General features: G+C 36.7%; 24 protein-coding genes. 2 read left to right on the top strand and 22 right to left on the bottom strand.

The window, feature by feature from the left end; all coding sequences use genetic code 11:
* Positions 1–36 precede the first annotated feature (36 nt).
* The 10 genes from MUA88_RS02445 to MUA88_RS02400 form a co-directional block, all read right to left on the bottom strand.
* Positions 37–504: a hypothetical protein gene (locus MUA88_RS02445; protein ID WP_262605719.1), complete on the bottom strand. Its 468-nt coding sequence runs from the start codon at positions 502–504 to the stop codon at positions 37–39.
* A gap of 110 nt (positions 505–614) precedes the next feature.
* Positions 615–1,703, bottom strand: a complete 1,089-nt coding sequence (locus MUA88_RS02440; RefSeq protein ID WP_262604567.1) for a YkvI family membrane protein — start codon at positions 1,701–1,703, stop codon at positions 615–617.
* A gap of 5 nt (positions 1,704–1,708) precedes the next feature.
* Positions 1,709–3,052: an aspartate aminotransferase family protein gene (locus MUA88_RS02435; RefSeq protein ID WP_262605936.1), complete on the bottom strand. Its 1,344-nt coding sequence runs from the start codon at positions 3,050–3,052 to the stop codon at positions 1,709–1,711.
* A gap of 235 nt (positions 3,053–3,287) precedes the next feature.
* Positions 3,288–4,592, bottom strand: a complete 1,305-nt coding sequence (gene eno / locus MUA88_RS02430; protein WP_262604566.1) for a surface-displayed alpha-enolase — start codon at positions 4,590–4,592, stop codon at positions 3,288–3,290.
* Positions 4,593–4,714: 122 nt separating this feature from the next.
* Entirely contained in the window at positions 4,715–6,232 is a 1,518-nt protein-coding gene (gene gpmI, locus MUA88_RS02425; protein WP_262605718.1) for a 2,3-bisphosphoglycerate-independent phosphoglycerate mutase, read from the bottom strand.
* Position 6,233: 1 nt separating this feature from the next.
* Complete coding sequence (gene tpiA / locus MUA88_RS02420) at positions 6,234–6,995, bottom strand: triose-phosphate isomerase (RefSeq protein ID WP_262605717.1); 762 nt, start codon at positions 6,993–6,995, stop codon at positions 6,234–6,236.
* 41 nt (positions 6,996–7,036) lie between these two features.
* Positions 7,037–8,227, bottom strand: a complete 1,191-nt coding sequence (locus MUA88_RS02415) for a phosphoglycerate kinase (RefSeq protein ID WP_262604564.1) — start codon at positions 8,225–8,227, stop codon at positions 7,037–7,039.
* Positions 8,228–8,418: 191 nt separating this feature from the next.
* Positions 8,419–9,426 (bottom strand): type I glyceraldehyde-3-phosphate dehydrogenase, encoded by a 1,008-nt coding sequence (gap, locus tag MUA88_RS02410; RefSeq protein WP_262605716.1) that lies wholly within the window; start codon positions 9,424–9,426, stop codon positions 8,419–8,421.
* Between the two features lie 31 nt (positions 9,427–9,457).
* A complete protein-coding gene (locus MUA88_RS02405) occupies positions 9,458–10,486 on the bottom strand; it encodes a sugar-binding transcriptional regulator (protein WP_262604562.1) in 1,029 nt (342 codons plus the stop codon).
* Positions 10,487–11,138: 652 nt separating this feature from the next.
* Positions 11,139–11,786, bottom strand: coding sequence for a hypothetical protein (locus MUA88_RS02400; RefSeq protein WP_262604561.1), 648 nt, complete (start codon positions 11,784–11,786; stop codon positions 11,139–11,141).
* Between the two features lie 476 nt (positions 11,787–12,262).
* Between MUA88_RS02400 and MUA88_RS02395 the strand changes: the two genes are divergently transcribed.
* A complete protein-coding gene (locus tag MUA88_RS02395) occupies positions 12,263–13,168 on the top strand; it encodes a TIGR01777 family oxidoreductase (protein ID WP_262605715.1) in 906 nt (301 codons plus the stop codon).
* A 127-nt stretch (positions 13,169–13,295) separates the two neighbouring features.
* On the opposite strand, the gene MUA88_RS02390 is transcribed toward MUA88_RS02395, so the two are convergent.
* The 3 genes from MUA88_RS02390 to clpP all read right to left on the bottom strand — a co-directional run bounded on the left by MUA88_RS02390 (position 13,296) and on the right by clpP (position 15,380).
* Entirely contained in the window at positions 13,296–13,784 is a 489-nt protein-coding gene (locus tag MUA88_RS02390) for a GNAT family N-acetyltransferase (RefSeq protein ID WP_262605092.1), read from the bottom strand.
* Between the two features lie 52 nt (positions 13,785–13,836).
* On the bottom strand, positions 13,837–14,622 hold the full coding sequence (locus MUA88_RS02385) for a VOC family protein (RefSeq protein WP_262605714.1): 786 nt from the start codon (positions 14,620–14,622) through the stop codon (positions 13,837–13,839).
* A 140-nt stretch (positions 14,623–14,762) separates the two neighbouring features.
* On the bottom strand, positions 14,763–15,380 hold the full coding sequence (gene clpP / locus MUA88_RS02380; RefSeq protein WP_262605091.1) for an ATP-dependent Clp endopeptidase proteolytic subunit ClpP: 618 nt from the start codon (positions 15,378–15,380) through the stop codon (positions 14,763–14,765).
* Positions 15,381–16,020: 640 nt separating this feature from the next.
* On the opposite strand from clpP, the gene MUA88_RS02375 reads away from it, so the two are divergent.
* The gene (locus MUA88_RS02375; protein ID WP_044360936.1) at positions 16,021–16,221 is read left to right on the top strand and encodes a cold-shock protein; all 201 of its coding nucleotides are present in this window, start codon (positions 16,021–16,023) and stop codon (positions 16,219–16,221) included.
* 49 nt (positions 16,222–16,270) lie between these two features.
* Here MUA88_RS02375 and MUA88_RS02370 read toward each other — a convergent pair whose 3' ends face one another.
* The 9 genes from MUA88_RS02370 to hprK all read right to left on the bottom strand — a co-directional run bounded on the left by MUA88_RS02370 (position 16,271) and on the right by hprK (position 24,733).
* Complete coding sequence (locus tag MUA88_RS02370) at positions 16,271–16,636, bottom strand: DUF1304 domain-containing protein (protein WP_262604558.1); 366 nt, start codon at positions 16,634–16,636, stop codon at positions 16,271–16,273.
* 305 nt (positions 16,637–16,941) lie between these two features.
* Positions 16,942–17,886: a DNA-binding protein WhiA gene (whiA, locus tag MUA88_RS02365; protein WP_262604557.1), complete on the bottom strand. Its 945-nt coding sequence runs from the start codon at positions 17,884–17,886 to the stop codon at positions 16,942–16,944.
* 20 nt (positions 17,887–17,906) lie between these two features.
* Positions 17,907–18,923, bottom strand: coding sequence for a gluconeogenesis morphogenetic factor MgfK (locus MUA88_RS02360; RefSeq protein ID WP_262605713.1), 1,017 nt, complete (start codon positions 18,921–18,923; stop codon positions 17,907–17,909).
* Positions 18,920–19,834: an RNase adapter RapZ gene (gene rapZ, locus MUA88_RS02355; RefSeq protein WP_262604555.1), complete on the bottom strand. Its 915-nt coding sequence runs from the start codon at positions 19,832–19,834 to the stop codon at positions 18,920–18,922. The genes MUA88_RS02360 and rapZ overlap by 4 nt, the downstream gene beginning before the upstream one ends.
* Before the next feature lie 170 nt (positions 19,835–20,004).
* Complete coding sequence (gene trxB, locus MUA88_RS02350) at positions 20,005–20,937, bottom strand: thioredoxin-disulfide reductase (protein ID WP_262604554.1); 933 nt, start codon at positions 20,935–20,937, stop codon at positions 20,005–20,007.
* A gap of 75 nt (positions 20,938–21,012) precedes the next feature.
* Positions 21,013–22,449: a tetratricopeptide repeat protein gene (locus MUA88_RS02345; protein WP_262604553.1), complete on the bottom strand. Its 1,437-nt coding sequence runs from the start codon at positions 22,447–22,449 to the stop codon at positions 21,013–21,015.
* A gap of 15 nt (positions 22,450–22,464) precedes the next feature.
* Positions 22,465–22,950: an acyltransferase gene (locus MUA88_RS02340; RefSeq protein ID WP_262604552.1), complete on the bottom strand. Its 486-nt coding sequence runs from the start codon at positions 22,948–22,950 to the stop codon at positions 22,465–22,467.
* Positions 22,951–22,952: 2 nt separating this feature from the next.
* The gene (gene lgt / locus MUA88_RS02335) at positions 22,953–23,795 is read right to left on the bottom strand and encodes a prolipoprotein diacylglyceryl transferase (protein WP_262604551.1); all 843 of its coding nucleotides are present in this window, start codon (positions 23,793–23,795) and stop codon (positions 22,953–22,955) included.
* Positions 23,792–24,733 (bottom strand): HPr(Ser) kinase/phosphatase, encoded by a 942-nt coding sequence (gene hprK / locus MUA88_RS02330; RefSeq protein WP_262604550.1) that lies wholly within the window; start codon positions 24,731–24,733, stop codon positions 23,792–23,794. Before hprK ends, lgt begins: the two co-directional genes overlap by 4 nt.
* Positions 24,734–24,758: the final 25 nt, after the last annotated feature.

Genomic DNA, 24,758 nt, shown 5'->3' with positions numbered 1-24,758 from the left:
TATTTTATCACATTATTTCACTTACGACAATGCTGACTATCGATTGAACGTTGTTTTACGCTTAACACTTGTTGTAATCATAAACGCAGCAACAGCGATTGAACCTAACACAACAATGCCATATGGTACTAAAGCGAAAAATCCCTTTACATGAAAAATGGTACTATATAAAATCGGTGGGTTTAGCAATGCGTTAAATACTTGTGATACAAATACTGCAACCATGAACCACCATAGATATGGATGTTGAAACTTGATCGCAACAACACCTGCTGAATAAGCAAGGATATACAGAATACCTGTATAACGCAAGCTATTACTAATCGTATTGATAGCATTTTTGCTGACATTATTACCTGATTGTTCTAGCATATGACCAATCACTTGACCATCTACTATCACCACTTGATGTATTGTGAGACATACCGCGAACAAAAATGAAACATACGCTAATAGTTTACCCGTATGATTAGCACGAACCTCTGTGTCTGTATGTTGAGACATAGTCTTATTCCTCCAAAATGATTTATCTTCACTATACCAAATCTACAGTACAATTAAAATAGAGATCGTTGGATATCCGTGCGATATGTCATACATCTTATTATGGCTACTTACGCTTTTGTTCCTTTTTTAAAATGATGGTACACCGTATGAATCACAATGACGATTGCAATCAAGGCACCTACATAACCAACAAATGGATAAATGGTTGCAACGAGTGAACCGAATGGTAATGTACCACCTAAAATAAAGATGACACCTAATACAATCGTTATAATGATATCCAGTCGTTGATTGACATAACGCATCACTTCATTTTTTACCAGCCAATACATCGGCGCTGTTGTAGAATAAATACCTAAAATGATACACACCGCAAAGAATAGTGCAATCACTGGATGTATCGTATTTCCGATATAAAGCAAAGGCACTTCTAGTTTGATGACTTCTTGATAATGTACAAGCATTGCAACAACCATCATGATGACCGTAATCATCAGACCTGATGCACCTAATACTGCTGTAGCAACTGCCTCTTTTTTATTACTTACTTCACTACCCAATTGCGTAAAGAACACCGTACCAGCAAGCATGTTATAACAGAAGAACAAGATAGCTGATTGCCAAAAGTGGCCAACAGGTTGTAATTGTTTTGCAGCTTCTGGCAACGTCTCAAACGATGGGATGTGACCAAGTTGAGTAAAAAAGACAAAGCCACAAATACCGATTGTCAATACGACAATAACTGGCCCAATTAAGCCAATAATATCAATCAACTTATGCAACCCGAGTATTACCGTGATCATTGCTAATAATCCCATTCCTAAAAAGCCAATCACTGATGGTAACTTAAAGTGCTCTGAAACAACTGCGCCAGTCCCTGCAATCATGATCACAACAATGCTGAACAAGAAGAGCAATGCGAAATATTCTATAACACGTCCTAAAATATTGCCAAAATAAACTTTGAAAATATCTCCTGGCTGACTTAATTTTAATTCAAACCCTTTTAACATAATCATTGAGCCTATCACACAGAACAATAACATTGAAATCAATGCCCCTACAATTCCGATAGGTCCATACGATGCGAAAAATTGCATCACTTCTTGTCCTGTTGCAAATCCAGAACCAATTAAATACGCAATATATGCGCCACTTAGCTTTAAAACTTTTTTCCAATCCACTGTATTCGTCATTGTTATTACCACCCTTGTCCTTCTACTTGATACGTATCAAGTTCACCATTTTCTACTCCTTGGATTGCTGATTCTAAGATGGTTAATGCTTGGTCTAACTCATCGTCTGTGATAACGAGAGGCGGCTGGAATCGTAATACACTTCCAGCAATTGCAATAATCACTACGCCATGATCAAAGCAATAATTACATATTTTCAATGCTGCTTCAGCGTCCTTTGTTTTGTTGCGCTTATCCGTTACAATATCGATACCAATAGATAAACCTTCTCCACGTACATCTCCAACACAGTCATATTTTGTTTGCCATTGTTGTAATTGTTCTTTCACACGTTGACCTTTTCTCGCAGTTTCTGCAATTAAGTTATCTTCTTCTAAAATATCAATCGTCGCAAGTGCTGCTTCACAACATACTGGGTTGGCGCCTGTTGTAAATAGGTGTGCCGGTGCATCCAATGCATCCATCACTTCTTTTCGGCCCACAATCGCTGACATTGGCATTCCTCCAGCAATTGACTTACCATATGCAATTAAATCCGCTTCAATATCAAAATGTTCAACTGAGCTAAACTTTCCTGTTCTTCCAAATCCTTGTTGAATATCATCAACAGCTAATAAGATGCCATGTTCTTTGCATAATTCAGAAAGTGCTTCAAAATAACCTTTAACTGGCTCTAATAAACCACCATCTCCTTGGAATGTTTCGATCAATATACAAGCCACTTCTTCTGCCGGTACGTATGTTTCAAACATTTCTTTCAGTGGTGCCAAATATTCATCGACTGTATTCGCATTTGATGCACCATACATTCCCCGATATGCGTCTGGATATGGGATGTGGAAAAATCCTGGTAATAGCGGTCCAATTTTCCGACGCATATTTAATGAAATTGTCGATGCTGTAATGGAACCATATGTAGAACCGTGGTAGGCATTTGTAAAACTAATCACATAAGGTCTCCCCGTAAAACCTCTTGCAAATTTAATCATGCCATCCACTGCATCTGAACCAGTTAATCCAAATAACACCTGTTTTTCAAAGCTTCCTGGTGATAATTGGCATAATCGTTCAGCTAACTTAGATAATGGTTCGTGATGCATATATGCAGGTGTATAATGGACCATCTTTTCCGCCTGCTTCTTAATCGCTTCAACGATTTTTTTCGGTGTATGCCCCACATTTTGTGAACTCGCACTTGATAATAAATCAATATATGATTTGCCATTCACATCTGTTAATGTTGCGCCATGCGCTGATTCGATAACAAGTGGATAGTATGGTATCCTACCAGCTTTCGCAAAATACTTTTTATCATGTTCAATTACTTTCTGTACTTTGTCTTCTTGCATCATAAAAGCCCCCCTAAACAAATAAAACAAGTAATATTAATGAATATTACCAAGTATAGGCGCAAATATAAACAACTTATCAGATTTTTCTGATAATTTATATTCCAAATATATATTTTATCAATATAGAAAAAATGAAATTTAAATAATATAAGACCTCTGATTATTACACTATTCATACGCAAAAAAGCTATCCGTTATAGCAACGGATAGCTTTTTCAATCATCTACAAATCTTATTTATCTAAGTTATAGAAAGATTTAATACCTTCGTATTTTGCTGTTTCATATAATTCATCTTCAATACGTAATAATTGATTGTATTTTGCAATACGGTCTGTACGTGATAATGAACCAGTTTTGATTTGACCTGCATTTGTCGCAACAGCGATGTCAGCAATTGTAGTATCTTCAGTTTCACCTGAACGGTGTGAAACAACTGCAGTGTAACCAGCTTTTTGAGCCATTTCAATTGCTTCAAATGTTTCAGTTAATGTACCAATTTGGTTCACTTTGATTAAGATAGAGTTACCGATTTTGTTTTCGATACCTTTTTGTAAGATTTCAGTGTTTGTTACGAATAAGTCGTCACCTACTAATTGAACGCGGTCACCGATACGTTCAGTTAATAATTTCCAACCTTCCCAGTCGTTTTCATCCATACCGTCTTCGATAGAGATAATTGGGTATTTGTTAACTAATTCTTCTAAGTAGTCAACTTGTTCTTCAGCTGTACGTTTTGCACCTTTTTCACCTTCGAATTTCGTGTAATCATATACACCGTTTTCGTAGAATTCTGATGATGCACAGTCAAAGCCTAAGAATACATCTTTACCTGGTTCATAACCAGCAGCTTTAATTGCTTCAAGGATTGTTTCAACGCCATCTTCTGTACCTTCGAATTTAGGAGCGAAACCACCTTCGTCACCTACAGCTGTTACTAAACCACGAGATTTTAAGATTTTAGCTAATGCGTGGAATACTTCTGCACCGACACGTAATGCTTCTTTGAATGTTGGTGCACCTACTGGTAAGATCATGAATTCTTGGAATGCGATTGGCGCATCTGAGTGTGAACCACCGTTTACGATGTTCATCATAGGTGTTGGTAATACAGTTGCATTGAATCCACCTAAATATTTGTATAAAGGTTGACCTAAGAAGTCTGCAGCTGCACGTGCAACAGCGATTGATACACCAAGAATCGCATTGGCACCTAATTTACCTTTGTTAGGAGTACCGTCTAATTGGATCATCATTTTGTCAATTGAATTTTGATCTAATACTGCAAAAGCGCCTTCAATAATTTCAGGTGCAATAATTTCGTTTACATTTTCAACTGCTTTTTCTACACCTTTACCAAGGTAGCGTAATTTGTCACCATCGCGTAATTCAACGGCTTCGTGTTCACCTGTTGATGCACCTGATGGTACTAGCGCGCGACCGAATGCACCGCTTTCTGTTAATACTTCTACCTCTACTGTTGGGTTACCACGTGAGTCTAGGACTTCGCGAGAGTATACATCTGTAATAATTGGCATAATGATTAAATCTCCTTTTTGTTGGGATTGATGCCTGCCATGAAACATGAGCAGGACATCCATCCTTCATATTGTCTTCTTATTTTTTATTATAACGATTGTGCATCGTTTCTCAAAATTATTTAATGCTGAATTAATGTTTCACCTGTCATATCTGCTGGTTGTGTCACACCAAGTAAATCAATTAGTGTTGGTGCTAAGTCACCTAGACGACCAGTTGGACGTAATGTAACGCCTTCTTTTGTCACAATCACAGGGACTGGGTTTGTTGTATGTGTTGTCATTGGTTGATCATCATCTGTTAATACTTCATCAGAGTTACCATGGTCAGCTGTAATAATCGCTGTACCATTCATGTCGATAATCTTATCAACAACAACACCTAAACATTCATCTACTGCTTCAATTGCTTTGATTGTTGGTTCTAGCATACCACTGTGACCAACCATGTCTGGGTTTGCAAAGTTAAGGATGATTAAGTCTAAATCACCTTTATCTAGCTCTTCTAACAATGCGTCACGTACTTCATACGCACTCATTTCTGGTTTAAGGTCATATGTTGCTACTTTTGGTGATGCGATTAAGCGACGACGTTCACCTTTGAACTCTTCGTTTTGACCACCACTCATAAAGTAAGTAACATGTGGGTATTTTTCTGTTTCTGCAATACGCAATTGTGTTAAACCATGATCTTGTGCAACTTCACCAATTGTATTTTTTAAATCAACTTTTTCAAATACAATGTGTGCATCAACGTTATCTTTGTATTTAGTGAATGTTGCATAGTATAAATCATTGACTTGTTCCACTGGGAAACCGTCAAATGCTTTATTAGTAAAGACTTCTGAAAGCTGTGCTGCTCTATCAGGTCGGAAGTTGTAGAAAATAACAGCATCTCCGTCATTGACACCTTCATTTTGACCTGCTACTACGAATGGCTCAACGAATTCATCTGTTAAACCTTCAGCGTAGTTCGCTTCAACACCTTCACGCGCTGTTGCATATTGTGTCTCACTAAAACCTCTGATAGCATCGTATGCTTTCAATTCACGTTCCCAACGTTTATCGCGGTCCATTGAGTAGTAACGGCCAGAAACTGAAGCGAATTGACCCACACCAAGTGCTTTAAATTGCGCTTCTGTTTCATCAATATACGTTAATGCTGATTTTTGATCTACGTCACGACCATCTAAAAAGGCGTGTACGTAAACTTTATCAAGACCTTTACGTTTTGCTAATTCTAAAATTGCAAAAAGATGTTTGTAGTGACTATGAACACCACCGTCTGACAATAAACCGAAAATATGCAACGCTGCTTCATGATTTTTCGCATGATCAATGGCATCGTTTAAAACGCCATTATCAAAGAAATCTCCATCTGCAATAGACTTATTAATACGTGTCAAACTTTGGTACACAATACGGCCAGCACCAATATTCATATGACCAACCTCAGAGTTACCCATTTGACCTTCAGGAAGACCAACGTCTAAACCACTTGCTTCAATTTGTGTCGTTGGATATTTTGCAGCATATCGATCAAAGTTCGGTTTGTGTGCTAACTTAACAGCATTACCGTGTTCTTCTTCTCTATTTGCAAAACCATCTAAAATAATTAGGGCTGTAGGTTGTTTTGCCATCTTATTTTGCACCTTCTAACAATTGAACATAATCTTCAACTTTTAATGAAGCACCGCCGACTAATGCACCATCGATATCTGTTTCTGCCATGTATTCTTTGATGTTGTTTGGTTTCACACTTCCACCATATTGAATACGTACAGCTTGTGCGACTTCATCATTTGTTAATTTTGCAACTGTTGAACGGACTACTGCACACATTTCGTTCGCATCTTTAGCTGTTGAAGATTTACCAGTACCGATAGCCCAAATTGGTTCATAAGCAATCACAAGTTCTTTTACTTGTTCTTCTGATAAACCAGCTAAAGCTTTTTCTACTTGTCCTTCAACAACAGCGTTCGCTTTACCTTGTTCACGTTCTTCGTCTGTTTCACCAACACAAATAATTGGTGTCATACCGTGTTTGAATAACGCATGCGCTTTTTTGTTAATTTCTTCGTCTGTTTCGTGGAATAAGTCACGGCGCTCTGAGTGTCCGATTACAACGTAGCTTACGCCTAAGTCTGCTAATGCAACAGGTGATGTTTCTCCTGTAAATGCGCCACTTTCTTCAAAGTATGCATTTTGTGCACCGATTTTCAAACCAGGCGCAACGCCTTCTTTAGTTAATGTAACTAATGCGTCTAATTGAATTGTTGGTGCACAGATCACTGCTTCTACTTCATTTGTATCTGGAAGTGCTGGAAGCGCATTGACAAAGTCTTTTGCTTCTTGCACTGTTTTGTTCATTTTCCAGTTACCTGCAATAATTGGTTTTCTCACTTAAAACACTCCTAGTTTGTTAATAATATTTTCGTGTTTGCTTATTTATTTGCAATGGCTTTAATACCAGGTAATTCTTTACCTTCTAAATATTCAAGTGATGCACCGCCACCAGTTGAAATATGTGTGAAGTCTTCTTCAAAGCCTAATTGCATTGCTGCAGCAGCAGAGTCGCCACCACCGATAATTGTTGTTGCATCTTTCAATTGTGCAATGGCTTCGCATACACCGATAGTACCTTGTGCAAAGTTGCTAAATTCAAATACACCCATAGGTCCGTTCCATACAACTGTTTTTGCACCTTCAAGTTGTTTTTTGAATAATTCAACGGTTTCAGGTCCGATATCAAGTGACTCTTGATCAGCTGGGATTTCGTCTACAGATACTGTTGTAATCTCAGCATCGTTAGAGAATTCTTTCGCCACTTTACCGTCAACTGGTAACACGATTTGGTCACCTGCGCGTTCAAGTAAATCTTTCGCAAAGTCGATTCTATCAGCCTCTAATAATGAAAGACCAATTTCTTTACCTTGTGCTTTTAAGAATGTGTAAGCCATACCGCCACCGATAAGCACTTTGTCTGCGATATTAAGTAAGTTTTCAATCACGCCAATTTTGTCAGATACTTTGGCACCACCCAAAATCGCAACTACTGGTTTGTCTGGATTTTCAACAACGCCACCAATGAATTTGATTTCTTTTTCCATTAAGAAACCAGCAACTGTTTCAAGGTGTGTTGAAATCCCTACGTTAGATGCATGTTCACGGTGTGCTGTACCGAATGCATCGTTCACAAAAACATCACCTAAAGATGCCCAGTATTTACCAAGTTCAGGATCATTTTTAGATTCTTTTTTACCGTCAACATCTTCAAAACGCGTATTTTCAAACATTAATACGTCGCCTTCATTTAATTCTTGAATCGCTGCTTCTAATTTTTCGCCGCGTGTTTCAGGGATAAAAGTCACTTCTTTATCTAACTTTTCTGATAAGCGTTTTGCTACAGGTGCTAGTGATAACTTTTCTTTGTCACTTTCTTCTTTTACTTTACCTAAGTGAGAGAATACAACGACTTTCCCACCTTGCTCAAGAATATATTGCAACGTAGGCAATGCTTGAACGATACGGTTGTCGTTTGTAATTTCGCCATCTTTCATAGGTACGTTAAAGTCTGCGCGCACAAGTACTACTTTACCTTTTAAGGCTACATCAGTTACATCTTTCTTTGCCATGTTTAAAATCCTCCTCAAAACAATTGTTTATTTCAGTTTAAACCAAATCTTGCTTTTTATTAAGAATTTTATTACTTACTTTCCTTTTAAAATAGGCGGAGAAGCGTTTGTGCTCCCCCGCCTAGTATCAAACTACATTTCTGTTAGAAGCACGTATCGTCATTACGTCCTTAACTTATGTTATCGCACGCTTATTTTGCGTGGTCTGCTAAATATTCTAAAGTACGAACTAATTGTGCAGTGTAAGACATTTCGTTATCGTACCATGAAGCAACTTTAACTAATTGACGGTCACCAACTGTCATAACACGAGTTTGTGTAGCATCGAATAATGCACCGAAAGTCATACCTACTACGTCTGATGATACGATTTCGTCTTCAGTGTAACCGAATGATTCGTTTGTAGCGTCTTTCATAGCTTGGTTAACTTCGTCTACAGTTACTTCTTTTTCAAGAACAACTGTTAATTCAGTTAATGAACCTGTTGCAACTGGTACACGTTGTGCGCCACCGTCTAATTTACCAGCGATTTCTGGGATAACAAGACCGATTGCTTTAGCAGCACCTGTTGAGTTAGGGATGATGTTTTCTGCTGCTGCACGAGCACGACGTTTGTCGCCTTTACGGTGTGGTGAGTCTTGAGTATTTTGGTCACCAGTGTATGCGTGAATTGTAGTCATAAGACCTTCAACGATACCGAATGAATCTTGTAAAGTTTTTGCAACTGGTGCTAATGAGTTAGTTGTACATGATGCACCTGAAACAACTGTTTCTGAACCATCTAATAATTCGTGGTTAACGTTATATACGATTGTTTTTAAGTCGCCAGTACCTGGTGCAGAGATTAATACTTTTTTCGCACCTGCTTCGATGTGTGCTTCAGCTTTTTCTTTTGAAGTGAAGAAACCAGTACATTCAAGCACAACGTCTACACCTAAGTCAGCCCATGGTAATTTTGATGGTTCTGGTTCTGAGAATGATTTAACTTCTTTACCGTTTACGCGGAATCCACCATCAATTACTTCTACTTCTTCAGTAAAACGTCCTTGCATTGTATCGTATTTTAATAAGTGTGCAAGCATGTCGTCATCTGTTAAGTCGTTTACTGCTACAACTTCAATGTTTTCAACATCTTGAATTCTTCTAAATGCTAAACGTCCGATTCTACCAAATCCGTTAATTGCTACTTTTACTGCCATGTGAGTGGCCTCCTTAAAATAAATATAATTTTTAATTTTTTAATAAATCATGTGTAATAATTTTTGCCGCTGCCTCATCTATAACAAGTATTGTATTTTTAGGTGCAATTTCTAAATATGCTTTAATTGCATTCCCTTTAGAAGTTCCACCTGCCACAGCAAAAATGTGTTCTTTGGATTGCACTTCTTCTAATTGAAGTCCAATCGTTTTTACTTTGTGGATGATTTCACCATTTTGGTTAAAGTAATAACCAAAGGCTTCACCCACGGCATTATGATGTTGAAGTTTTTCTATGACTTCTGATGATGATTGTCTACGATTTGCCATTTTCAGCGCATCACCAATGCCGTGTACTATGAATTGTGATTGTCTTATTCTATTCAATGTGTTAACGACAGACGGTTCTTGTAATAAGTTTTGATATGTCTGTTCGCTCACTTGATCCGGGACATAAAGCGTTGTATAACTACCGCCAGTACGTTGTGCCATAGTGGAACAAATCGTATTTGCCTGGAAAACAACATTTTCGCCGAGTCCTCCGCGAGCAGGTACAAACAATACACTAAATGGTAATTCTGACATAGCGTTGCTTACCGATGCCATTGTAGAACCACCTGTAACCGATACTATCGCGTCTTCATACAATTGCTTTTCAAGTATCTGTCCTGTAGTACGACCCAACTCAACTTTGACATTTAAATCTGTATCACTGTTACCAGGAATGACATGGACTTCACTAATGTTGTAATGGTCTCGAATGATTTTAGCTAAGTGATGTTCATCAGAATAATGTGTGAAATAATCTTTTAACTGATGCATTACATCAATACCTTCAGAAGTAATTGTCATACCTGTTGGTTTTACCAAGATGAGATCTTGATGTTTCAACAAATCTGTTTCTGATCGCAGTACCCTTTCAGTTAAATTCAAAATTTCACTAAGTGTACGTCGACCGATCGGCTGGTATTTCTGTATTGCTGTCAAAATTGAAAACCGTCGATACATTTTATCTATCAAGTCAGGCACTAGTTTTTGTTGCACTTGAATCATATGTTTCAAGAGTCACGCCTCCTTAATAGTGAACAGGGGGTCATCTTGGAGCCAAGAGAGTGACAATTTAGGTCCCGTTGACTCTAAAAAAATATCTAACCTGCTTTACAAGTACATCATACTATGGATTTTAGAGAAATGCAAGTCAAAACTTATCCCACTTTTAAATTTATCGGGGCGTTTATCGTCCAACCATTTCTTAAATACATCATAGCACACCCCATTACTTAATGTAAAAGTTTTTGTACTTTGATATTAGAAATCTGTAGCTAAATTGTGAACAACCTTTCAAATATGACGATTTCTTACATATATATACTTGTCATCTACAAATTAAGTAGTTGTTTCTTTCTCCTTCCCTAATTTTCATTTATAGTAAATATGAGGTGATTTTATGGCATATAGCAATCAGAAGCCTGAAGTAATTGATCTCGATGACCCACGTTATAAAAGACCAGAGCATTTCGAACATCCACATAAACAACACGATCAACAAAATTATCAAATTTATACACGCTCTTTCGGATGTACACCGATTGGCTGCTTGCCCGGTTGCTTATTTTCAATTCTGATATCCATTTTATTAACTTTATTGCTAAATCTCATATTTTAGTGGTGTAAAAAAGGAATCGCACAATATTCGTGCGATTCCTTTTTCATTTTATTGACCTGTATTATTATTTGAAGGTTGACCCGATTGTGACTGAGGTGCTTGGCGTGTGTTTGTTTGCGGTTGTTGTGTTTGCTGAGTTTGTTGTCTTGGTTGACTTTGCTGCTGTGTTTGTTGCGGTGCCGTTTGCTGTGTCTGATTTTCTGGTTGAGTTGGCTGTGCAGGTTTAGCCTCATTCGATTTGTTTTCTGGCTTTTCTTCTTTTGAATTATCTTCAGGCTTTTCTTTCTCTTCTTGTTCGGCTTCTTTTTTAGGTTTTGTTATTTGCTTTTGATTTTGTTGTTGCACTGCTCTTCTTGCTGCAGCTGCATTCGCTGCATCTCTTTGTTGTTGTTCTATCAGTGCTTGCTCTTCTGCTGCTCTTTGCGCTGCTTCTTGTTCTTCTTTAATTCTTTTTTGTTCGCGTTTCTTCTTCAGTTCTGCTTCGCGTTTTTCTTTTTTCTCTTCTATTTTCTTTTCTTTTAAGCGTTGATCACCTTTTTGTGATTGATCAACAAAAGCAAAGACTGCGAAAACTAAACTTCCTATTAAAAACAAGACAATAATAATACTTAAACATCCTGCAAATTTCTTTTTACCTGAGCCTCTACCATTATCTCTATATCTAGGTCCTTGATTACTTCGTTGTGGTGCTGGCATATCAATTACTCCTTCTCTATACAATCTCCATTTATCTCATAAGCACATAATTATCTCTACAATTAATATAAGACACCTTTATTTGATTATCATACCCTATTACTAGAAAATCAACCTTTCAATATAAATTAATGACAAGTTTATCAAAATAAATGTATAAAACACTTTTTATTACCTAATTAACGTTTTATCTTCTTTAAAACTGTAAATAATAAAACAAAGTGAATTATTAAAATTCTGATTAAAATAAAATAAGACCGGAATGCTGCATCATTCCAGTCTCTACTAAAGGGAGTCAAAATAACCTTCGTTTGTATATTATGGGGTATACTGTTTAATTAAGAGATGTATTAATTTTTTCGAAGGTATCTTTATTATAGCGTACTTTGTGAAAAAATAAACAAATATAATTTGAATATTATATGGCTTTTAAATGTCCAAAACTTGAACATTTAATTAAGAAAGGATGAGACACAATGACGACTTATCTCATTAGTGGTGGTACCGGACTTGTTGGTCAACACCTCACTGAACACCTTCTCAAATCTGAAGAAAATACCATTTATATTTTGACACGTTCAACACATGATTCTAATCACCCACAACTCCACTATATTAATTGGCAAGAACCTGAGTGGCAGCAGCAAGTACCGGCAATTGATGTTGTGATTAATTTAGCAGGTGCCACACTCAATCATTATTGGACAAAGACACATAAGCAATTGATGATGACAAGTCGCATCCAAACGACATATGCATTATTTGATCTTTTTAAGTCTCGCGAACAAGTACCTCGTGTCATCTTTAATGCAAGTGCTATTGGTTATTATCCTCCCTCAAATACAGCAATTTACACAGAAACATTTCAAAGACAACCACACGATTTTCTATCTGAAATCGTTTATCAATGGGAGCGACAAGCAAGACAGTTCGAGCAACTTGGTACCCGGGTTATTTCTGGGCGGTTTGGTATCGTATTATCAGGCAAAGGTGGTGCTTTACCAGTTATGACCTTACCCTATCGTTTATGGATTGGCGGTAAACTCAGCGATGGAAATCAACCTTATTCATGGATACACATTGACGATTTGATTCATGCCATTCTTTTCCTCATTCACCAAGAAAACGCTAAAGGTGCTATTAACTTAACCGCACCTTATCCTGTCACACAACATCATTTTGGTTTAAATATTCAAAAAGTGTTACATCGACCACACTATACGCGTGTACCGAAGTGGGTATTACGGCTTATATTAGGAGAGATGTCCACTTTAATTCTTGAAACACAATATGTAAAACCTCAACGTCTCTTAGAACTTGGCTATCAATTTAAGTATCCAAAGTTAACAGAAGCATTAGAACAACTTCTCATAAAAAAATGATAAATGTATCATATGATTACAAAACTTAAACACCTAACACAATGACTAGAAGATACCCAACTATTCTTCTAGTCATTTTTATATGGAGCTATTTATTCAATTTGTTCCCTCATACTTTTCTGTAACATTACTTCAACTGTTTTTGATAAAATGCTAAATCAAGCCATTGACCAAATTTATAACCAACCTTATTCAACGTTCCTACATGTTCAAAACCACGTCGCTCGTGTAATAATCGACTGCCTTGATTCGATGCATCAATTCCCGCGATAACTGTTTGATATCCATTAGCTTTTAAAATTTCTTCTATTCGTTCAAGCAAATAAGATGCTATCCCCATGCGATGATAATCTGGATGAACATAAACTGAATGTTCGACTGTATACTGATATGCTGGCCAATTTCGAAATGAACCATATGTCGCAAATCCCACGACTTTTTCTTTTTTTACATATACATAGACTGGGATATCAGCCACTTGTTTTGCCTCTAACCATTGTTTACGCTCAGATAATGTCGTTTCATCGTACGTATATACAGCTGTTGTATTTCGAATGGCATGATTGTATATTTCTAAAATTGCTGGCACATCTTCCATAGTTGCTTCTCGTATCATCATATAAGACCTCCTTTTAGCCTCATACATATCATACCAAAATAATGTTCACTTAATGAATCACATTAATTGTCATTTCAAGGCCTTCAGGAGTCGTCACTACACGAGGCTCTAATGCATCACTTACCATATTAAAGCTGACTAACCCATAAGTTTTCTCAGCATCTTGAAGTACTTTTCGAGATTGCCATGCATTGACCGCAATATGATGATGATATGTACCATCCGACATAAAAACGGCACTTGGCAATTGCGCTACTTTTTTTAAGGTAAATTGCTTATAGAATGCTGCCGATGTTTTTACATTATTTGTTTTTAAATGTAAATGACCGATTTTTGCCTCTTTCGGCATCCCATGCCATGCACGATCACCTGCAATTTTTAATAATCGATTAACATCTAGTTCAAGGGTATCCATCACGACTTGATCGCTTTGCCACGACCAAGTATCGGCATCACGGTCGGCATATACTTCGATGCCATTCCCTTCAAGATCTGTAAAATAAATCGCTTGACTGACTAAATGGTCACCACCTGAAACGTGTATTTGATATTGTAATAGGTGACGAAGCAGTCGACCTACATCTGTTTCATCTGGCAATAGAAGCGCAACATGAAATAAACCTGCTTCACTTATTTCTGCATCTCTTCCATTTTCCAATGCTTTTAGAACTAATTGATGACCACTTTCTCCAATATTTAAAATTGCCTGCTCATCTGTCATATGAGATACCTCTAACCCAAGGACCTCTGTATAAAATTGAACTTGTCTTTTTAAATCTTTTACATTTAGCATAATACGCGATACATGTGCTAAATGACGTTGATGAAAATTCATAAACTCACTCTTTCTGTTATATTAAGTATAATTAATATACTTGTAGCGTGGCGAATTGTCATCTATTCTGATTTTAAAACTTCAAAAATTAAAAGGCATATCACATCGAATGCGATACGCCCTTAATATTGTATAGACTATTATGCTTGTTCTGGTACCATCACTTCATCGATTAAACCATATTCTTTAGCTTCTTCAGCTGTTAAGAAGTTGTCACGATCAGTGTCTTTTTGAATTTTTTCAATAGATTGACCAGTACGTTCAGATAAAATTTTATTTAATTTTTCACGTGTTTTTAAGATGTGATTTGCTGCGATTTCAATTTCAGTTGCTTGTCCTTGAGCGCCACCTAATGGTTGGTGAATCATCACTTCTGCGTTAGGAAGTGCAAAACGTTTACCTTTCGCACCTGCAGCAAGTAAGAATGATCCCATTGACGCAGCCATACCGATACAAATTGTTTGTACATCTGGTTTGATGTGTTGGATTGTATCGTAAATTGCGAAACCAGCTGTTACACTACCACCTGGTGAATTAATGTATAAGTAGATATCTTTCTCAGCATCTTGTGCTTGTAAAAATAATAGTTGTGATACAATTGAGTTTGCAACATTATCATCAATTGCTGAGCCTAACATGATAATACGGTCTTTTAAAAGACGTGAATAAATATCATATGCACGTTCTCCACGATTTGTTGTTTCTATTACTGTAGGAATTAAATTCATAAGTTCCTGCCTCCTATGATCTTGATTTATTTGTTTATAGTTTATCGCAAAAGTCAAAAATGGTCAAAACTTAAGCATTCATAAATTTCATGTTATACTATACAAGGTCAAAATCATCGTATTAACTCCTCGTAGTGTAATGGATAACACTTAAGATTCCGGTTCTTACAATGAAGGTTCGATTCCTTCCGAGGAGGTTAAAATAATCGATTTTACAAGCTTTATCAATACTTTGTGACCAACACGATACAAAACCTTGCCTATTAAATGAGGGGGGTTTTAATTTATCTCCAGTTTCTTTTAATACTTATATATTTTTCATTTAACATATAATTACTTTTTAAAAAGTTGATCAATTTCTCTCAACAACTTTAATTTCTCAAATACAAAAGAAATGCTTTAGATTACTTATTGCTTTATGAAATTCTGAACAACATTCTTTATGGTGTTTTATGTAACTAATAGAGTGCTTTAACTAATATTTTTCACTTATTTAAACTTTTCATTAAAATTCCCTTTACTTTTACGCATAATACCTGTATAGTTTAATTTATCGTAATAAAAGCTCGTGTAATTGAATTGTAGTTTATTTTTAAGAATATACTCCTTTTGATGAAAGAATTTTTTTACAGAAATAATAACGTGCAATCATGCACACGGAGGTATTCTTATGTATAACGGTACAGTAAAATGGTTTAACGCAGAAAAAGGTTTTGGTTTCATCGAACGTGAAGAAGGTAACGACGTATTCGTTCACTTCTCAGCTATCGAAGGTGAAGGTTACAAATCTTTAGAAGAAGGTCAACAAGTGGAATTTGATATCGTATCAGGTGACCGTGGTGACCAAGCAGCTAACGTTATCAAACGTTAATTCGTTATCATATCACAAAAAGAGACATTTCATTGAAATGTCTCTTTTTTTATGCCAAGAATAAGATGCTAAGCACTGCAATAATAGGCAATGTTCCCTGTTTGAAGAAAATACTTTTATCACTTGAAATCCCGCCATAAATCGCAACACCAATGATAAAGATTAAGAGCATCAAGCTAATTTCTTTTGGGTTTTCTGAAATAAATGCACCATATAAGAGCATAACACCAATTAAGCCATTATAAACGCCTTGGTTTTTAAGGAGTGTTTGAATATTGTGATCTTCTAACTTTTTCTTACTGATACTAAAAACACGACTTGTTTGATCAGATGTTGGCTTAATCGTTTCTAAGTACATAATGAAAAAGAATTCCAATGACACTAAGACAACGAGTATTGTTGATATGATTGACATACTTTCCCTCCTTTATTCATTTCCTCACTCGAGCTATTTCAACATATATTTTCGATATGTATGATTTTCAAAATATCAAGGATGATTCTCTTACTTTACGCTCGTTACCATCAAAAATACAAATAATTGAACTTGAAAACAGCAATTAATCAGAGTATGTCATATAAGCGTTTAGGAATTGCACAAAATGAGCGCAGCGACAAAACAAGGTTAGGACAAATTTGGGTGGTTGGGTACCATTTCGTTTCCCAGCACACAAATTAGTTTATCCTAACCTTGCATCTAATTGATTATTTAATTCTTCATCAAATCTCAAATTGCTCGCCATTTCGAATTTTATCTGCAAGCTCATTAAGTTTTCTTAGACGATGGTTCACGCCTGATTTAGAAATGGTACCTGTACTCACCATTTCACCAAGTTCTTTTAATGATACATCTTGGTTTTCAATGCGCAATTTTGCGATTTCTCTTAGTCGATCTGGTAAGTTGTCTAATCCGATCTCTTCATCGATTAGCTCAATACTCTTAACTTGTTTCATAGCAGCACTGACTGTTTTATTCAGATTGGCTGTTTCACAGTTAACGAGTCGATTTACAGAGTTTCTCATATCTCTCACAATACGTACATCTTCAAATTTAAGTAATGCTTGGTAGCCACCAATTAAGCTTAAAAATTCTGCAATACGCTCCGCTTCTTTCATATACGTAATCCAGCCTTTTTTACGCTCTAACTTTTTCGCATTCAATCCATACTGGTTCATTAGCTCCGTTAATCCTGCCGAATGACTTTCATATAATGAAAAAATTTCAAGATGGTATGAAGAGGTTTCTGGATTATTCACAGAACCACCCGCTAAAAATGCACCACGCAAATAACTACGTCTCATTTCGTCAGTTGCTACCATCGTTGGATCAATGTCATGCGTAAAGCTACCTTCTTTTAAAATACCTAGCTCATCTAGAATTTCTCTTGCTTTCATCTTAATACGACAAATATAGATATTATTCTTTTTGAGTTTCATTTTTTTACGAACTAGAATTTCTACTTCTACATTAAATACTTTTTTAATTAATGAATAAATGCGTCTCGCCGTTGTTGCATTTTCTGTTTGAATGTTAATTACAAATTGTTGATTAGACAGACTGAGTGCTCCATTCATACGTATCAACGCACTGAGCTCTGCCATGGCATCTTCATTATTTACTTCAACTCTTGTCAATTCATTCTTCATGTCAGATGCAAAGCTCATATGATTGACATCCCTTTCCTTTAACGTCCGTCACCATGTTTGTTCGATTTTAATTGATCAGGATCAAACTCGATGGTGCTAATTTCTCGTAGTGCAATTTCATATATCATTTCTGCAAGAATCTCTGTACGATGTCGAACATGATGATTTTCAGAGATTAAGGCTAAATCTTTCCCTGTTACCAACTGTACACCACGTTCTTTCAGAGATGCTTCACTATAATAAACAGGTTGTGATCCCTTTGCTTCATATTTTTCTAATATTTTATCGTCAAATGTCAATTCATTTGCGATAACGAAGTCTAAAACATTTTGTCCTAATTGTTGATGAATCGCATCAATATGATCTACCACTGAATACTCATCTGTTTCACCAGGTTGTGTCATAATATTAGAAACATACAATTTTTTAGCCTCACTTTCAACAAGTGCTTGGCTGATTCCTCTCACACATAATGTTGAAATGACACTTGTATATAATGAACCCGGACCCAATACAATTAAGTCTGCATCACGCAATGCTTCTACAGCTTCATCCATTGGCTGTGCATCAGCAGGTTCTAAATAGACACGTTTAATTTTTTTATGCTTTTTAGGAATGTTTGACTCACCTGCAACAATTTCTCCATCTTCCATCTCAGCATGTAGCGCCACACTGGATACTGTTGAAGGAATCACACGCCCTTTAATATTTAAAATTTTACTCAGCTCTTTGACAGCATGACCAAAATCTTGGGTAATATTGGTCATCGCTGCGATCAACAAGTTACCAAGTGAATGTCCACTTATCTTATCCTCTTCAAAACGATATTGAAACAGTTGTTCCAATGTCGGCTCGGCATCACTCAAAGCTGCAAGGACATTTCGCACATCACCAGGTGCTGGAATATCCATTTCATGACGGATTTTCCCTGTACTGCCACCATCATCGGCAACAGTTACAATCGCTGTTATATCTATCGGAAACGTTCTTAATCCTCTTGCTAATACAGAGAGGCCTGTGCCACCTCCAATGAGCACTAATTTGAGTTGTTTCATTTTTTCTCGCCACTTTCAATATGTGCATCTCGATGATACACATAAATATTATAGTCAAAAATGCGTTGAAGCTCGTCCGCCAAGCGTTGTGCTAGTGCGACTGAACGGTGTTGTCCTCCTGTACATCCTATTGCAATAACGAGTTGTGATTTTCCTTCTTTTTGATAACCCGGAATGGTAAAGAGTAATAAGTCTAATAACTTACTATAAAATGTCTCTGTTTCTTGCCACTTCATGACATAATCATAAACAGGTGCATCCATTCCTGTTAATGGACGTAATGCTTCAATATAGTATGGGTTTGGTAAAAAGCGCACATCAAATACAATGTCTGCATCAATTTGAATACCATGTTTAAATCCAAAACTTGTCACATTAATTGTAAATGAAGGCCCTACCGCTTTATTAAAATATTCGGCAATGCGTTTTTTAAGTTGCTTAGGTGTCAGTTTGGTTGTATCCACAATAAAGTTAGCGATGCTTCTTACTTCAGCTAATAATTGACGTTCTTCATCAATCGCTTCTACTAAAGTCAAACCTGTCTTTTTTTGTAACGGATGTTGACGTCTCGTTTCTTTGTATCGTGAAATCAGCTTTTTCGTTTCTGCATCTGCATATAAAATATTCACATGTACTTGCGCATCATTTTTAATCTTGTTAATTTCTTCAACAAAACTTTGGAAAAATTCACGGCCACGTAAGTCAATACCAATTGCCACTTTTTGAAGTGACGGTGTTTTTTCAGCCATTAATTCAATAAATTTTGGTAACAATATCGGCGGCAAATTATCCACACAGAAGTATCCCAAGTCTTCTAAACTTTGAATTGCTACCGACTTTCCTGCGCCAGATAATCCTGTGACAATAATTAATTCGCCCTTTGTAACTTCTTTATTTTCTCTATCCTGCATATATATAACCACCATTCATTCTAGTCTCTTTTAGTGTACATGAAAACCGTCTTAAGTAGTAGGGTTACATAAAAAGTAAAAGGTGTTTTGAACAAATGCATAAGGAAAGACTGAACAATTTCATTCAGCTTTGTTCAGTCTTCATCAATACTATTATTTTGCAGAAATAATTAATCTTCTAATGCTTCGATATATGATTGTACGCTTTGCGCAGCGATACTACCATCGCCTGTTGCTGTAACGATTTGGCGAAGTCCTTTTTCGCGCACGTCCCCAGCAACATAAATGCCTTTTACAGCTGTACTCATATCATCATTTGCCACAATATAACCTGCTTCATTTGTAATACCTAAATTTTCAAACGGTTTTGTGTTTGGTTTCATACCGATATAGATGAATAAACCATCTGCATCTACCGTTTGTTCTGAACCATCTACTGTTGAAGCTAATGTTAATGAACCTACCTTACCATCTTTCGCATTAACTGATTTTAATGTATGGTTCCAAATGAAATCGATTTTTTCATTTTTGAAAGCACGGTCTTGTAAGATTTTTTGTGCACGCAATTGATCACGACGGTGTACAATTGTAACTTTATCAGCAAATTTAGTTAAGTATGTGCCTTCTTCAACAGCAGAGTCCCCGCCACCAATTACATAAACATTTTTATTTTTGAAGAATGCACCATCACATACTGCACAATAGCTGACACCTCTACCGCCAAGCTCTTCTTCACCAGGTACACCGATTTTTTTGTATTCTGCGCCTGTCGCAATGATAATTGCTGTTGCTTCAACTTGACTTGAACCTAAGTCGATCACTTTGTAGTCGCCTTTATCTTCAATGCCTTTAATGTCTCCATATTTATATTCCGCACCGAACTTTTTCGCATGGTCAAACATTTTATTTGAAAGGTCTGGACCAGAAATCATTTCAAATCCTGGGAAGTTCTCTACTTCTTGTGTGTTCGCCATTTGTCCACCTGGCATACCACGTTCAATCATTACTGTATTTAAATTTGCGCGTGATGCGTAAACAGCCGCAGTCATCCCTGCTGGCCCTGCACCAATAATCGCAACATCATAGCGTACTTGTTCTGTCATCGATTGTTCCTCCTCTTTATCACATCTAGTTATCATATCATTGTTATTTTACGACATTTATTTTTACTGCCAAACTTATATGCTCATTAGTTCATTCAATGCTTCTGAAAATGCTGCTTCAGGTACATCAAACAACTGACAACACTCCGTTTGGCTTTGTTTTTGATCTGTTGCACTATAATACAAATAAGTGACTGCTGCAACAAATGGTTTAACCGCTTCTCTGGAATTGTTTACTGCCACCAAATCTTCTGCATATGCAATCCATCTCAAATAAAGTTCTGTTTCACCTTGTAGCTCAGATTGCTCATATAACGTCAACATACCACGGTGAATGAAATCTAATTTTGTTAAGTGAAGTCCTTGTATCAAATAGGATAAATACAACTTTTCATAATCACCCAAAGATTCCAATATGGTCCATACATCTCGTGTCATTAAAACTTCCTTACCATTTAATTGATTCAGTAAAAACAAGCCATATATACGACGATGTTGATCCTCACTTGTTAATAATGGCGCGATATTGGTATCAAAAAATGTAATACGTTCATCAATGACCCAAGGTGGTAATCCCGGATATGCACGGTCAAACGCTGATAACTTATTCCAGAAATACTCACTTTGCGCTTTATTTCCCAGGTAATAATAATTAACAGACAATGCATTAAACAATTGAAAAGTTTGTGCTTTTCCTTTTCGATGAAGTGGTAAAAGTAATTGTTGAGATGCTTCGTATTGCTTCAGGTAACTCAATACAATACCTAACTTAAATGTTTCATCATCATTCATTGGCATGATTTTATTCAAGCGTTTTAAATAATGCTGAAATAATAATTGTTCATTCATATTGTGTAACAATAATGTATAGTGACACAATGCATAAACATCTGATGAATCCTCTTTTAATAATCGCTCATACATTTCCTTCGCTGCTTGATTCTCATTCAGATATAAATAACACATCGCCAACAAGTTACGCACTACTCTACTTTCTTGGATGGCTTCATCTTGTCTTAAAATGTATGCACGTGCCTCCAGTAAACGCCCTTCTCCAAATAAATATTGAAAGACCACTTGAACTGTAAACAGTTGACTCTCCTCTTGTAGTACCTCATCATCATGATAAGCAACATCAAACATCATTTCTAATTCTTCTCGATAATCGCCATCATCTGTAGAAAATGCATAATTCAATCCAAATAAATAAGCTTTGTTAGGATCATTAGCCGTTGTGTTTAATTGACTCAAAGCATAATATGATTCTTCTAAATTACGTCCTTCACTTATCTCATCATAATATAAAGACTCTGCTTTACGTATATTACGTAGATTTTCGTAACATGTCGCAAGTTCTTGTCTCGCTTCAAAATTTTCAGGTGACAATTCCAACACTTTTTCTAGGTAGTATCGTGCTTTGTCATATTCTTGCTGACGTAACTTTTGTGATGCGATTTTGTAATAAACCGATACTTCTTGATTAAACGGTATGATCTTTTTTTCCTGTGTCATCCTTGTCACCTCTTTCTATTTTTCTAAATGTATTTGTATCGGTGCACCGTATGCAGTCGCATGATCTGGAATATCTTTAGAAACAACACTCCCTGCACCGATACGTACATGACTTCCAATCGTTACACCCGGTAAAATGGTTACATTCGCACCGATCAGTGTATTGTCTCCGATCTTTACATCTCCTACACGCAATGCACCGATGACAAATTCATGTGTGAGTATCGTAGCATTATAACCAATAATCACATTGTTGCCAATCGTAATACGTTCCGGATAAAGCAAATCCGGGAGTGCTTTAAACGCAAATGCAGACTGTGTTCCAACTGACATTTTTAATAAATGACGATAAATAGCACGTTTCCAACTGACGAAAGGGATATAGCGAGACACTTCGATAATGAATGTATTTTTAAACATCTTTGTAAAACGAATATATCGATATAAGTACCACAAAGGGTTGCGATGCTGTGAATGAATAGTTGTCAGCCTTCTTGCCATTCTTATCGACGCCCCTTAGTATATGCACGACCTGGCCAAGATAATACAGGCGCTTGACGATATTGCATCGCTTTGTTAGACATGCGCTGAATGACAATCAATACCACACCAACAATAATTAAAATGATCGACATCATCTGTGCGACACGTAATGTGTCAGTTAACATCAAGCTATCTGTGCGTAGTCCTTCAATAAAGAAACGTCCGATAGAATACCAGATCAGATACAATGCAAACGTCTCACCAATACGTAGATGACGTCGTAACACCACTAATAAAATAAACCCAATGACATTCCATACTGATTCGTATAAAAATGTTGGATGGTAGTATTGTCCATCAATATACATATTATCAATGATAAATTTGGGGAGTGACAAATCTTCAAGAAAGGCTCTTGTCACCGGTCCACCATGAGCTTCATGATTCATAAAGTTGCCCCATCGTCCGATACCTTGGGCTAAAATAATACTCGGTGCAACAAGGTCAGCAATCTGTAAAGGGTGCCAATTTTTACGATAACAATAGTATATCCCCATACCAAAAGCACCGATCAAGCCACCGTGAATTGCGATACCCCCATGCCAAATCATCGGAATTTCAACAGGATATTGACTGTAGTAATCAAGATTAAACAGGACAAAATAGAGTCTTGCCGTAATAATTGCCACAATCACACAAACGATCAATAGGTTGATAAGGTCATCTTCTTCAAAGCCTATTTTCTTTGCACTGCGTTGCGCAATCACATAGCCAAGTAAAATAGCTGCTGCAATAATAATGCCATACCATCTTACGGATAATCCGCCAAGTTGAATCGCTACTGGATCGATGTAAGCCATCATGACTCTTCACCTTGCTTTAATTGACTATTTTTTTGAATTTCTGCATTAAGTCGTTCATTGAATTCTTCTGCTGTATTAATACCCATCACATTTAAGCGATAGTTCATCGCAGCTACTTCAATAATTACTGCCACATTACGTCCAGGACGAATTGGGATGGTTTTCTTCGTAATATCCGTATCTAAAATTCTTAACTTTTCTTCATTTAAACCAACGCGGTCATACATTTTGCCTTCACGCCATGTTTCTAAATTAATGTTAAGTTGGATTCGTTTTTTTAGCAGAATGGAACCTGCACCAAAGAGTGTCATGACATTGATAATACCCAATCCTCGAATCTCTAAAAGATGCCTAATAATCGTCGGTGCTTTACCGATGAGTTCATCTTTTACGACTTCTTTAATTTCAACGTTGTCATCAGCAACAAGACGATGTCCACGCTTAACGAGCTCTAATGCTGTTTCACTTTTACCAACACCTGAATCTCCTGTGATTAGCACACCGACACCATAAACATCGACTAAGACGCCATGAAGGGATGTTGTATTTGCTAACTCATGCTCAAGGTACGTTGTGACACGGCCCATCACACGAGTTGTCGCTTCCTTAACATAAAGAAGGGGTGTATCTGTATCTTGTGCTGCTTGAAGCAATTCTTCCGGTGCTTCATGTCCTCGTGTAATGATGATTGCGGGTGTATCGGGACGGCATAACTTACGCATGCGCCCTTGACGTTCCTCATCACGCAATAAATTATAAAAAGACAATTCTGTCGTACCTAATACTTGAATGCGATTAGAAGAATAATGTGAAAAATAGCCCGCCATTTCTAGGCCAGGTCGTGAAATATCTGTATTATGAATTGGGCGATCTAGACCTTCTTCTCCCGCCACGACTTTCATATCAAAACGTTTAACAACATCTTTAGTAGTTAACATCTCTTCACCTCATTTTATGTAACTC

This window comes from Staphylococcus sp. IVB6240, from assembly GCF_025558425.1.
Taxonomy (GTDB): domain Bacteria; phylum Bacillota; class Bacilli; order Staphylococcales; family Staphylococcaceae; genus Staphylococcus.
Note: the sequence above shows the minus strand (reverse complement) of the source record. Positions and strands in the feature narration are given on the sequence as shown.